Source organism: Salinivibrio sp. AR640 (assembly GCF_001995405.1).
Classification (GTDB): domain Bacteria; phylum Pseudomonadota; class Gammaproteobacteria; order Enterobacterales; family Vibrionaceae; genus Salinivibrio; species Salinivibrio costicola.
Genome location: NZ_MUFD01000009.1, coordinates 45,507 through 58,259, shown reverse-complemented (window position 1 = coordinate 58,259; position 12,753 = coordinate 45,507). Strand labels below are relative to the sequence as shown.

8 protein-coding genes are annotated in these 12,753 nt (G+C 49.7%); 3 read left to right on the top strand and 5 right to left on the bottom strand.

Annotated elements, in window-relative coordinates:
• Nucleotides 1-111: 111 nt before the first annotated feature.
• Nucleotides 112-789, bottom strand: a complete 678-nt coding sequence (locus BZG75_RS06720; RefSeq protein ID WP_077576539.1) for a hypothetical protein — start codon at nt 787-789, stop codon at nt 112-114.
• Between the two features lie 146 nt (nt 790-935).
• On the opposite strand from BZG75_RS06720, the gene BZG75_RS06715 reads away from it, so the two are divergent.
• Entirely contained in the window at nt 936-2,243 is a 1,308-nt protein-coding gene (locus tag BZG75_RS06715) for a GGDEF domain-containing protein (protein WP_158009967.1), read from the top strand.
• Between the two features lie 85 nt (nt 2,244-2,328).
• On the opposite strand, the gene BZG75_RS06710 is transcribed toward BZG75_RS06715, so the two are convergent.
• Nucleotides 2,329-3,546 (bottom strand): MFS transporter, encoded by a 1,218-nt coding sequence (locus BZG75_RS06710; RefSeq protein WP_077461293.1) that lies wholly within the window; start codon nt 3,544-3,546, stop codon nt 2,329-2,331.
• 327 nt (nt 3,547-3,873) lie between these two features.
• Between BZG75_RS06710 and BZG75_RS06705 the strand changes: the two genes are divergently transcribed.
• A complete protein-coding gene (locus BZG75_RS06705) occupies nt 3,874-5,964 on the top strand; it encodes a YgiQ family radical SAM protein (protein WP_242413585.1) in 2,091 nt (696 codons plus the stop codon).
• A 149-nt stretch (nt 5,965-6,113) separates the two neighbouring features.
• On the opposite strand, the gene BZG75_RS15315 is transcribed toward BZG75_RS06705, so the two are convergent.
• From BZG75_RS15315 to BZG75_RS06695, 3 genes are all read right to left on the bottom strand, one after another.
• The gene (locus tag BZG75_RS15315; protein ID WP_021022780.1) at nt 6,114-6,269 is read right to left on the bottom strand and encodes a hypothetical protein; all 156 of its coding nucleotides are present in this window, start codon (nt 6,267-6,269) and stop codon (nt 6,114-6,116) included.
• Between the two features lie 68 nt (nt 6,270-6,337).
• Nucleotides 6,338-9,430, bottom strand: a complete 3,093-nt coding sequence (gene ydiJ, locus BZG75_RS06700) for a D-2-hydroxyglutarate dehydrogenase YdiJ (protein WP_077576537.1) — start codon at nt 9,428-9,430, stop codon at nt 6,338-6,340.
• A 127-nt stretch (nt 9,431-9,557) separates the two neighbouring features.
• Nucleotides 9,558-11,039 carry a bifunctional NUDIX hydrolase/phosphatase PAP2 family protein gene (locus BZG75_RS06695; RefSeq protein WP_199878858.1) on the bottom strand — a complete coding sequence of 494 codons (1,482 nt, stop codon included), beginning with the start codon at nt 11,037-11,039 and terminating at the stop codon, nt 9,558-9,560.
• Between the two features lie 48 nt (nt 11,040-11,087).
• Here BZG75_RS06695 and BZG75_RS06690 point away from each other — a divergent pair, with 48 nt between their 5' ends.
• Complete coding sequence (locus BZG75_RS06690) at nt 11,088-12,719, top strand: VRR-NUC domain-containing protein (RefSeq protein WP_077461289.1); 1,632 nt, start codon at nt 11,088-11,090, stop codon at nt 12,717-12,719.
• Nucleotides 12,720-12,753: the final 34 nt, after the last annotated feature.

Here is a 12,753-nt window from a genome sequence, read left to right as displayed (position 1 = left end):
GTTACCTACGCGATAAACGAGGGGGCGTTATAACCCACTTATCTTGTAAGCGTAGTGGGCAAGACTATAAACGATCAATTTTTTAACACTATCTTGGCATGCAGGCTACATTTACCCCATGACAACTGAGTTGAGACAAGTAACGGCTGCAAACATAAACAAGACACCTGCATTTATACGCCACAATGTGGGCTTAATTCGCTTTATTAAGTGCCAAATTTGCGCAGCGAGAGCCAACAAGCCAAACCCAGCCCCGGCAACAAACGCATTAATCTGGCTAGGTGCGATATCTGAATGACTTAACGCCGCCACGCTTGCGACAAACACCATCAGTCCCATAAACGCCATCACACTTGCCAGTGGTAATAACGTGTCAAAAGCCTGCAAACGTGAACGCGCACGCACTAATAGACCATGCCCCAAGCTTGCACCAAGTAACACCAGCTGTAATACCCCGGCGACAACCAGTAGCCTACTCTCAGCCATCAGTATGGTAATCCATGTAACAACGCCCAATAAATTTGCGACATACAACAAAGGAATGGGACCTGACCGACGTGTTTTGCCCGTTTTTGATCGAAACGCAAATATCCCTAACGTTAAGAAGGGTAAGATGGCGAAAAAACTAGATGGAACCAAGATCAACCAAGCAAAAGTCGGCACCCAAAAAGCATGATGAAAACGCCCTCGCTGGCCGGGGCAAATATCGCCCTTCAAAAGGGCTAACGACAACACGAGTTGTGCCCCCAAAACAGCAGACACGATCGCGGGAACAAGTAACACGTACATAACAAAAATTACCTTACATAAAGCATTAAAAAAGAGTCAACTATTGAACTGATTACATTAAAAAGCGCCATCGATCACATTGAATGCACGAAACAGACTCAAAACCGCCAATAAACTGGCATGTTTGTACACTTATACCAACCTTTATGACAGATAAAAACAACATGACCGCACGACGCGATAATAACAAAGTGGCGCGAGCAGCGGGAACCTTTGCACAAACGGAAAGGACAATGGGTGCAATGATGAGTGAGACCTTAGGGCACATTATTTATAAGCTCCAAATATCATTTTTTGAACTTTGGAGTGCAAAAAAACACGCCAACAGTTTTAATAACACGCGTAGTACCTATCTGCGCAGTCGCTTATGTGTACTGTGTTACGTTTGGGCTGGGCTCACGATCGCTTGGTCTGTCGCTGATTTTCTATTCCTATCGGACACTACCGCCGCCGCCCAACTCTCATTGCAACGCTTGCTATTAGGTGGGGTGCTGATAACGATTGGTTATGCAGTGAGTCGAGCTAACAATCTAAAATCGGCTAAACTCGGTCTCGTCGCGATGGTGATTGCCACCAACGCCTTTTATTTCTCTGCCAGCCACACCCTTCATTTCCCTACGGAGAACACCGCGTTTTCCTATAGCTACACGCTATTGCCGATCATTCAGATAGTCATGCTCACTATCTTTCCGCTCACCATGCGCGAAAGTTTATCGTTAATGACAATTACATTAGCTTGCCATCTCTGGGTGGATTCGTTCGGTGGCACCATGACCAGTCCCGACAATATTGCCTCATACTGGTTACAGACAGTGATTGCCTTCATGGTGGTCTGGTCACAGCTTTCGCAATTACATATGATTTTGCGCCTTTATCGCCAGGCGACACTCGATCCGCTCACTGGGATCTATAATCGCCGAATGCTGCTTCAACTGGCAATGCGCGCACTCGCCGTGAGCGAGGAACGACATTCTCCCTTTTCTGTGTTGTTACTTGATTTGGATAAATTTAAACGCATTAATGACAAATGGGGCCATTACGCTGGCGACGTTGTTTTACAGTCGTTTACCCGTACAGTGCAAGAGCGACTAAGAAAATCTGACATCTTTGGTCGTTTTGGTGGCGAAGAGTTTATCGTATTCTTACCTAAATGCAGTGGTGAGGTCACGGCACAAATCGCTAACCGATTACTCGAAGAAGTCGAAAGTATGGATGTGCCAATTGATGAAAGCCGAACGCCGCTCAAGGTGACCGCGTCGATTGGTATCTCCACCTTTCAACCCGGTGACACACTCTCATCATTGATTGAACGAGCGGACAGTGCGCTTTACCAAGCCAAAGCCGAAGGACGAAATTGTGTTCGTGCCTACCAACCGGGTCATCAAACCAGTGTTGATGCACGAAATTCAGTGAGCCGCGACAACATTGATATGCCGACCGAAGCATCACTTTAAATCAGCCGCACGGTGAGTCGACGGCGTTCATGCCATAAGCCCATCGTACGGCAAGCTCATGGCTCAGTATGATACGAGGCCGTGCTCATGGGGCCGCCGTTTGCTGGTGTATTTTGCGAGCGCGGCTTCGACTCACCACCCGGGATAACCCAAACACCAAACCTAATAAAACCAGTCCCAACGCTAATGCGGCAATGACCACGCCGAACCATGCATAATGCTGCCAAGCCGCGATGAGATAAAAGCCGCCAAGACTGCCACCGACATAATAATGTACCAAATACAAAGCCGTTGCGGTTGCTTTGCCTTGTGCAGCTTGGCGGCTCACCCACCCATAAGCTAAAGAGTGAGTGAAAAAAGCCCCACCGCTAACCACCAACAACCCAATCACTATCCAAGGTATATCATGACTTAATGTCACTAATACGCCTAGCATCGCCACCAAGGTGCCAAAGGCCATGCCTCTGATTGCACCATACTTGAGCACCCACCGGCCACTGAGCCGTGATGTCACCGTACCGGCGAGATAACAAACAAATACCGATGACACCAAGCTTACCGGTAACTGATAAGGAGGCGCTACAAGTCGAAAGGCGGTGACCGAAAATAAATTAACAAACAATGCAAAGTTTACCCCACCAATAAGCATGGCTATCCACAAACTTGGCGTACGTAAATGCGACAAGACCCCACGTGAATGGGTGAGCAACGATGTTCTACCTGGGGAGAAATAGCGTTGACGAGGCAGCAATTTTGTCACGATCATCACTCCCGCCAGTGTGAAGGCCGCCATGGCGAGGACCGCACCATGCCAGCCCCACCAATCGGTCATTATACCACCAGCAACGCGACCAGAAATGCCACCCAGTGAATTAGCACTGATGTAACTGCCCACGGCGATCGCTAACGCCTTGGGAGAAAACTCTTCGGCCATGTAAGCGACCGCCACCGCCGCAAATCCACCCAGTGACAAGCCCATCAACGCGCGCAGCAGAACAATCATCCAAAATGATGAGGTACTCGCCATCGCAAGCCCAACAAGCGGCAGCATCCATAAGCTGGTCAGCATCACAGGCCGACGCCCAATACGTTCAGAGAGCACCGCCCAAGGCACCAAGGAAAAAGATAATCCTAGCGTTGCCGCCGCAAGCAACCAGTTCGCACGCGTTTCACTGATCCCATCACTGGCCGCAAACACAGGCAACATCGGTTGGAACAAGTAAAGGTTACAAAAAATCAGAAAAGAGCCGAACGCAAGTGCAAATGCCGTCAGCCGATAACGTGATGAGCCAAGCTCAATCATGACAACCTCACCGTTTAGTCAGATGACCCTATACTAGCAACGGCAATGTGCGTAATAAAATAGATTCACGTTAAGTTAGTTTCATTGTCAGCTATTAGTGCGTCACAATGCCGAACATCACATATTGCCCCTATACTCTATGCAGGAATATCGCTAAAATCGCTGGCCAATTAATCGCCCGCTTTGGCGCATGACTGCAAATCATTTGCTCACACGCGCGGCAGACCAAGAGACAAAGACGTGACACCGACTGCTATATACGACTATACCCCCTACTGGGCTGCTTGCTTCGGGCCTGCGCCTTTTTTGCCAACCAGCCGAGAAGAGATGGATATTCTTGGTTGGGACAGCTGTGACATCATCATTGTCACGGGCGATGCCTATGTCGATCACCCCAGTTTTGGTATGGCCGTGATTGGACGCACCTTAGAAGCACAAGGCTTTCGAGTCGGGATCATTTCGCAACCCAATTGGCACACTAAAGAAGACTTTATGGCACTCGGTGAGCCTAACCTGTTTTTTGGTGTCACCGCGGGTAACATGGACTCGATGATCAATCGCTACACAGCGGATCGTAAACTGCGCCATGATGATGCTTACACCCCGAATAATGAGGGGGGTAAAAGACCTGATCGTGCTGTCTTGGTGTATTCTCAACGTTGTCGAGAAGCTTACAAACAGACACCCATCGTGCTCGGAGGCATTGAAGCAAGTTTACGCCGCCTGGCTCACTACGATTATTGGTCAGACAAAGTTCGTCGCTCTGTGTTGTGTGATGCAAAAGCCGATATCTTATTATTTGGTAACGCGGAACGTGCATTGATTGACGTTGCACACCGCTTGTCACGCGGAGATTCATTGGCCAATATGACGCGTATCGCGGGCACAGCCGTAATGATGAAGTCACCGCCTGAGGGAATGGCAGAAGTAGACTCAACCCGCATCGATAAGCCGGGTAAAGCAATGACGATGCCTAACCCTTATGCCACTGAGACCCAATGCGAGACCAGCAAAAAAACGGAACCTGACGCGGCGAAACCGATTAGTATTCGCCCTTCTCGCCACGATGCCAAAAACACCTTTGTTCGCTTACCCTCGTTTGAAAAACTCAAAAACGACCGGATTTTATATGCGCATGCCAGTCGAGTGATGCATTTAGAGGCGAATCCCTACTCTGCACGTGCGCTCGCGCAACAGCATGGTGACCAACTGCTTTGGATTAATCCCCCTCCGGTGCCGCTGACCACAGAAGAAATGGATTACGTTTTTGGCTTACCTTACGCCCGCGTGCCACATCCGCAATACGGCCAAGCTAAGATCCCGGCTTACGATATGATTAAAACGTCGGTGAATATCATGCGCGGCTGTTTTGGTGGCTGTTCGTTCTGTTCAATTACCGAGCATGAAGGCCGGATTATTCAAAATCGCTCGCAAGCGTCGATCATTGAAGAGCTTAATGATATCCGCGATAAAGTGCCCGGCTTTACAGGTACCATTTCAGATTTAGGTGGACCGACAGCCAACATGTATCGCTTAGGCTGTGCCGATCCGAAAGCTGAGCGAAACTGTCGTCGCCCGTCCTGCGTTTTCCCAAAAATTTGTGACAAGCTCAATACCGATCACCGTCATACCATCGATCTCTATCGTAAAGCCCGTCAAGTCGAAGGGATTAAGAAGGTGCTGATCGCATCAGGCGTGCGTTACGACCTCGCGATCGAATCTCCAGAATATGTCAAAGAGCTGGTCACGCATCATGTCGGTGGATACCTCAAAATCGCGCCCGAGCACACTGAGAAAAACACCCTCGATCTGATGATGAAGCCTGGCATGGGGGCGTACGATCGATTTAAAGCCTTGTTTGAGAAATACAGTAAAGAAGCGGGGAAAAAGCAGTATTTAATCCCCTACTTTATTGCCGCTCATCCTGGCTGTACCGACGAGGATATGGTGCATCTGGCGTGCTGGCTGAAAGAGAATGACTTTGAGTGCGACCAAGTGCAAAACTTTTACCCATCGCCAATGTGTAACGCCACAGCGATGTATCACTCAGAGACCAATCCACTCAAAAAGGTACGTTATAAAAAACGCGAAGCACTGACCGTCGCTAAAGGAGAGCGCCAACGTCGCTTACATAAAGCCTTATTGCGTTATCACGATCCGGCGAACTGGCCACTGATCCGTGAGGCGTTGGTCTCGATGGGTAAAAAACATTTAATTGGTAACGGCCCGAAATGCTTAGTCCCCACAGAAGATAGCGCAGCGACAACAGGTCGCCAGCGTCGCTCAGGGCGTCACGGCACTCAGCGCTTTGCCACTAAGCATCCAAAGCAGCCCGATATCCGCCAGCCTAACAGGCACAAACCGAAGACACATAAACAAGCGGGTTCCAACGCCAAGCGTCGAGATAAACGGACTTAAGATTTGTAGTCAAACGTCACTATACGGCTCAAGGCTCAAGGACAAAAGACAAAGAACAGAAAATAGAAAGCAAAACGCCCCAACAATGGGGCGTTTACGATAACGTGTCGGCGTTAGGCCAATATAAGCGATGGTGATTACGGCCTTGGCTAACGGATAAGCTCCATAACGATGACGCCCAATGCCAGCACGCATGCAATGGCCCCAATGACCCAAGCAATTTTTTTCTGCGTGCTCTCTTCCAAGTATTGCGCAGCGGTAATACCGAGTAAAACTAGCAAGATAATAACAACTGTTTTAAGCATTTGTTTGCCTTAGCTTTTAGCTCTTTATTTTACTGTACGCGAAATAACCACAGGTGCAATCCTTTAATTTATACGTTGCCAGAGCACGCAAGATCAGTGCGCGTATGCGCAAGTCGCAATAATACCTGCAGTGGATGCAACAGCGGTGTCTCACTAAATCGCTTCACTTGGCTACGGCACGAATACCCAGTTGCGACAACCCGCTCTTTGGGTAAGTCAGCCAGTTTAGGTGACCAACTTAAATCATAGATGGCTTCTGAGGTATCGCGCTTATCGGCTTCATGGCCATAGGTACCCGCCATGCCACAGCATCCTACAGAGACGGGTTTAAGCTCTGCGCCAAAATGGGCGAATAAATCAACCCACTGTTGCTCTGCATGAGGTAACTGCGTTTTTTCTGTGCAATGACCAAATAAGTACCAAGGCTCGGACGTATGCTCAGCCTTTGCTGGTAGGCTAGGCACCACATTCGTTAACCACTCATGGCTCAGTAGGACGTTAAAATCACCACGATAACGGCCCAGCGCCTCTTGATATTCATCGCGGTAACACAGCACTAAAGCAGGATCGACACCCACCATCGGAATATTCAGCGCCGCTAGCTGATTTAAAAAGCCAGCGGTATTACGCGCGGTTTGGGCAAAACGTCGTAGAAAACCTTTTACGTGTTGTGCTTTACCGTTGGGCTTAAAGGGAATCAGCATCGGCACTTTTCCCAGTCGACGGACCAACTTGATCAAGTCGTGAATCAGTGGCGCTTCATAAAAACTGGTAAACGGGTCTTGCACGATCAACACATAGTTTTCACGCTCTTGCGTGGACAAGGCTTGTAGCCACTCGAGATCAAATTTGAGGGCATGATCGCCTGCCAATGCCTGGGCCAATGTCGGCACCGATAAAGCGGGTGTATCGGTGTAACCAATGAGTTTGGCTGTTAACCCTTGTGCCCACTGGGGTTGGGTTGCGGCATTGACTAACCTAGGCGCTTTAGCCATTAATGGCAGCAAGCTTTCAATATTTGCGACCAGATGATCTTTAATCGGACGCGGATAACGGCTGTAGTACAACTGCATAAACCGGGAACGAAAGCTGGGAACATCGACTTTAATCGGACACTGACTGGCGCACGCTTTACACGCCAGGCAGCCACTCATCGCTTCCATGACCTCATGGCTAAAGTCATCCGCCTCTTTTTGGCGGGTAAAGTAACGCCCGAATTTCGCCATCATTTCACGGACTGAGGGAGATTGCGTCATGAGTGCTTGCTCGACATCCAACGGATCAACGCCCTGCTCCGCGAGCAAACGTAACCACTCGCGCACAATCCCTGCCCGGCCTTTAGGTGAGTGTCGACGGTCATAACTGACTTTCATCGACGGACACATGGGTGACGACGTATCATAGTTAAAGCACAACCCGTTGCCATTGCATTCCATCGCGCCTTTAAAGCTATCTCTGACCTCAACCGGGATCTGGCGGTCATAAAAACCGCGCTTGGTATCATCGACCTGCACCAAAGCATCGTCGCTGTGAATCGGGGTACAAATTTTTCCAGGATTCATCCGGTTTTGCGGATCAAAGGCCGCTTTTACCCGACGCAATTGCCTGAACAGAGTCTCACCAAAAAAGGCAGGACCGTACTCAGAGCGATAGCCTTTACCATGTTCGCCCCACATCAATCCGCCGTATTTCGCCACCAGTGCTACGACCTGATCAGAAATGGTTTTCATCACCCGCTCTTGTTCGGGATCGCACAAGTCAAGCGCGGGGCGCACATGCAATACCCCTGCATCAACATGGCCAAACATGCCATAGTGCAGATGATGGCTATCGAGTAATGCGCGGAACTCACTGATAAAGTCCGCCAAGTTTTCTGGTGGCACACAGGTGTCTTCGGTGAAGGCAACAGGTTTGGCCTTGCCTTTCGTCGCGCCCAGTAATCCAACCGATTTTTTGCGCATGGCATAGATTTTATTAATCGACGCCAGATCACGGCAGATCTGATAACCAATCACGCCTTTTTGCTGTTTCGCTATCAAGCGATCGAGTTGCTCACACAGGGTCGTAATTTGTGCCTCAATATCATCGGCATCATTGCCAGCAAACTCGACCATATTAATGCCGTGCATGACCTTTCCCGGCACATCCTCCAGCAGATCACTGACGGTATGCCACACAATATCATTACGCGCTAAATCAAGGACTTTAGCATCAATGGTTTCAACTGAAAGCGCCTTAGCTTCTACCATCATGGGCGCATTACGCAACGCTGAATCGAAGCTGTCATATTTAATATTTACCAAGGTGCGTACACTTGGAATGGGCGTAATATTGAGCTTGGCTTCGGCGATGAAGGCTAAAGACCCCTCGGCGCCACAGAGCACACGGCCAATATCGAACTCCGTTACGGTTTGATCGTAAACATGTTTAAGATCATACCCAGTCAAAAATCGGTTGAGTGGCGGAAAGGTGTCAGTGATCAGATCACGATGTTCGCGACATACGGACGACACGGTTTCCAGAGCACGTCCGGCTAAATCACCTCGCGCCATCGCTTGCTTGAGCGGCTCCGGCTTAAGCGGTTGGGTCTCCAACACACTGCCATCAATCAATACAGCTTTTAAGCCCAGCACATGATCCGATGTTTTGCCGTAACGTAACGACCCCTGCCCCGATGCATCGGTATTGATCATCCCACCGATCGTGGCGCGATTACTGGTCGATAAATCCGGCGAGAAAAAGTAGCCATACGGACGCAACACATCATTGAGCTGATCTTTGATCACCCCGGCTTGAACACGCACCCACCCTTGTTCAGGGTTGACCTCTAAAACCTGGTTCATATGACGGGAGATATCCACCACCACATGTTGGGTCAGTGACTGACCATTTGTTCCTGTGCCGCCGCCGCGTGGCGAAAACTTAATGTCACTGAAAGGTGGGGCTTGAACGGTCTCACCAATGATGCGCAGATCATCAACCGACGATGGGAAAAGAACGGCTTGAGGCAGTGCTTGGTACACACTGTTATCCGTCGCTACCGCCAGACGGCTTGCGTAGGTCGATTCGATATCGCCCTGAAAACCCGCGTCTTGCAAAGCGGTAAGAAAATCAACGACGGCGGACGACAAGCCCGCCTGTGGGTGTATTGCCGGTATCATTGCGGTTCCTGTGCGAGTATCACCATGCCTGGTGCAATTTTAGTTATGCGCCTACTTTACCTTAACTCTTGGCACAGCCAAAGCGATCACAGGGTAAATCCTTCGCGAGTCAATCCTTAAACCCTTATCACCATTCCTGCCAACCGAGCCTAGTGCTTGACCATCTCGCAAGCTCTGGGCTCGCAATCAAAACCCAAGGCCCTAAACTCCACGCTGCCATGGATACAACGATCAATACAATCCAACTCATTCCCGTCACCTGCACCACGCCCCAAGCGGCCAGAAGCAGCCCAGCGACCCCCAAGAAAATCCAGGCCAAGGTCAATAGTTTTCCCATCATGCTCGCAGCCGGTTTATGACTGGGGAAAAGCTTGTGCCAGATCTGACCGGTATATATCCCAGCGCTTAATGCGGCTAAGTAGAGCAGATCGGGTAACTTTAATGCTAACGCCAATAATGCTAACAACACACAGACCAATAGCCATAGCCGGCCGGTGGTCAGTAGCGGCCGATCTTTCCCTATGGTCACTGCATCTATTTTCACGGTTATCCAGGCTAGGCTGCTTCCCAATAAGGCGCCAATCACCACATCACTAGCAAAGTGAACGCCCAAATACATGCGGTTGAGCCCCATCAAAATCATCACCGCCAAAGCAAGCACTAACGACCCATATGCCTTTCTATGCGTATCACGACGCTTTAGGTACCAGGCGGTGACAACGGCTGCCGCTAATAAGGTGTGACCGCTTGGCACCGTAAAGCCACTTGCCTTACCGATTTGCAAGTCAGGCCATAGGTAAAACGGTCTTGGCATCGCAAATCCTGTTTTTAACGTGATAGAGACAGTCGCCGCACTGATCAAAAGAAAAAGCAGCGACAGCGCCGATTTATGGCCACGAAAAATAAGAAATAGTGGTACCAAGGCAACGTAAAATGCAATTTCTCCTAAAATGTTGATCAGTCTGAATAAGCGTATAGTCATCGCGCTCTCGACATCGCCCAAGTGCGCGACCGCCGTTTGTAGGCCCGAGACGAGGCCATACTGACTTACGTAAAAGGCAGGCGCTAGGGCACTAAAATCCGCTAAAGCAGCGACATCACTGCTAGGCGTTTTTGCCGCCAGAGACCATAGCAATTCCCCGCGATCTTTAAATCGATAGCGATAGTCGCCTGCCTGTGCAGGCGGTATTAACAAGGCTTTATCGATTTCAGATCCAAAGTGCAGTGCCTGCCAAACCGGCAACACGCCTGTGCCATTGGCGTTCGAGACAACCGGTAGCGGCGTTTGGCTTTGGCAAGCAAACAATACCCCACGTTTATCTTTGTGAGCGACCTTCCCCACGTTGACGCGAAGAGCCGTTTCTTCAAACACTTCACGCGCCAGGGCTCGGGTCGGTGATTCAGTCAAATTCACTCGTCCACCGGGTAAACCATATCGCCCGGTGACTCTATCTTTTATCAACAGTAGTCGCCCAGCAGGATCGGTAATCACACAGGCGATCCCTGCGATCCCTTGCTCCGTTGAAAACGTATCGTCACCCTGTGCTAAGGCATAACTCGACACCCACCAACTAAATACTGACAATAGTACAGCGATACTCCGTTTCATTCGGCGGCTCCTGAATGCACCTGTCCTGATAAAAGATAAGGAAAAAGAATGACACAGCCAGACCCTCTCAGTCCCTATTATTACCATCATAACTTTCAAAGCTTGATCGGTTTAGTGTCTGAACGTGACTGGGATCTGCTCACAGGCAAAGAACGGGCTTGGCTTACCTGCTTTCAACAGCTTAGCTTCAAAGCCCAATGTTTGCTGGTCCGTTTATTGATGCGCCGCCATGATTACTTCTTAGCCGACAAACTGACCTATCCCGAGCTCGGAGACACCTGGCCACTGCTCCACAACTTGGCTGATAACGGATTTGTCAGCATCACCGATACTGCCCCCGCTGACGTCTTATTTAACCTACTGAGTAAGGCACAATTGATCGATGCGTTTCCAGCGGTGGCCTTAGCGAAAAGTGCGAGTAAGGCACAGTGGCAAACAGCGATCACTGACACCTATGACGATCCGCTCATCAGTCCCTACGCGCTAGTCGTCTGCCACCAACCGGACCTACTCCCCGTCTTATTATTATTGTATTTTGGTAATTCACGCCAAGATTTGAGCCAATTTGTCGTCGCCGAGCTCGGTATTCAGCAATTTGAATCGTATCCTGTGAGTCAGTCTGAGCGTTTATTTCAACACCGCCAACACATTGATGATTGGCTGCACTTGTCTGCGCTTACCGACACGGTTTGGCAAGCAAAAAAAGCCAAGCGCCCAGCGTCGATTCTTGCGCTACAATCGCACCTTCCTCAGCCGTTTGAGTGGCCGCCACTTGAGCGCAAACGGCAACGGTTAGTTAATCGTATTGCACGTGAGTTTGAGCGCCACGATGACTTCCCTTGTGCCACATTGCTTTACCAAACCACCACGCAACCGCCAAGCCGGGAGCGACAAGCTCGCATGTTGATTAAACAAGGTTATATTGATGACGCATCACGCATCATTGCGGCCATGCTCGACGCGCCTCACGATGAGGAAGAATATGACGTCGCCTGTCGTATCGCCAAACAAAAGCCCCTCAGAGAGCATGCCCGTTTGGTGCCGACAAACTCAGTCAATCCTGCCATTGTGGATAGTGAGACATTGACACTCCCCCTTGAACATCGGGTGGAATGGGACGTTGCGGCGTATTATCGATGCCGAGGCTGGCAAGTATGGTATAGCGAAAACAGTTTGCTGAATGCGCTGTTCGGACTCTTTTTTTGGGACATTCTGTTTTTACCCATCAGTGGCGCCTTTGTGAATCCATTTCAACGTGGCCCGCGCGACCTGTATAGCGACGACTTTGTCACCAAAAGACAGCCCCAAATTCATGCGCGCTTAGCAAACATTGATCAAGCACGCGATTGGATAGCACAACACTATCAACAAAAACAGGGGCTCAGTAATGATTGGGTCAACTGGTCTGTGATTGAATGGCCGCTGCTTGACGCCGCCTTACACGCCCTCAGCGACACACAGCTCAGCGCGTGTTTTAAGCGCATTTTGTTCGATCGACGCCATAATCGACGCGGTCATCCCGATTTGTTTATGTATCGAGGCGATGCCTACCAATGGGTGGAAGTGAAAGGCCCAGGAGATGTGTTGCAGCCTCATCAAAGCCGCTGGCTTCAGTTTTTTCACCAGAATGGCATTTGTGCCAAAGTCGTCTATGTCACTTCAGCTACGTCAAACAGCTAGTCAGGTCTAATCGTCAATAGAAACGATCAATGTA

Bases quoted from the DNA above. Each gene is read 5' to 3' on its own strand.
- BZG75_RS06720 (WP_077576539.1), bottom strand. From the start codon at position 789: ATGTACGTGTTACTTGTTCCCGCGATCGTGTCTGCTGTTTTGGGGGCA.
- BZG75_RS06715 (WP_158009967.1), top strand. From the start codon at position 936: ATGACAGATAAAAACAACATGACCGCACGACGCGATAATAACAAAGTG.
- BZG75_RS06710 (WP_077461293.1), bottom strand. From the start codon at position 3,546: ATGATTGAGCTTGGCTCATCACGTTATCGGCTGACGGCATTTGCACTT.
- BZG75_RS06705 (WP_242413585.1), top strand. From the start codon at position 3,874: ATGGATATTCTTGGTTGGGACAGCTGTGACATCATCATTGTCACGGGC.
- BZG75_RS15315 (WP_021022780.1), bottom strand. From the start codon at position 6,269: ATGCTTAAAACAGTTGTTATTATCTTGCTAGTTTTACTCGGTATTACC.
- ydiJ (WP_077576537.1), bottom strand. From the start codon at position 9,430: ATGATACCGGCAATACACCCACAGGCGGGCTTGTCGTCCGCCGTCGTT.
- BZG75_RS06695 (WP_199878858.1), bottom strand. From the start codon at position 11,039: ATGAAACGGAGTATCGCTGTACTATTGTCAGTATTTAGTTGGTGGGTG.
- BZG75_RS06690 (WP_077461289.1), top strand. From the start codon at position 11,088: ATGACACAGCCAGACCCTCTCAGTCCCTATTATTACCATCATAACTTT.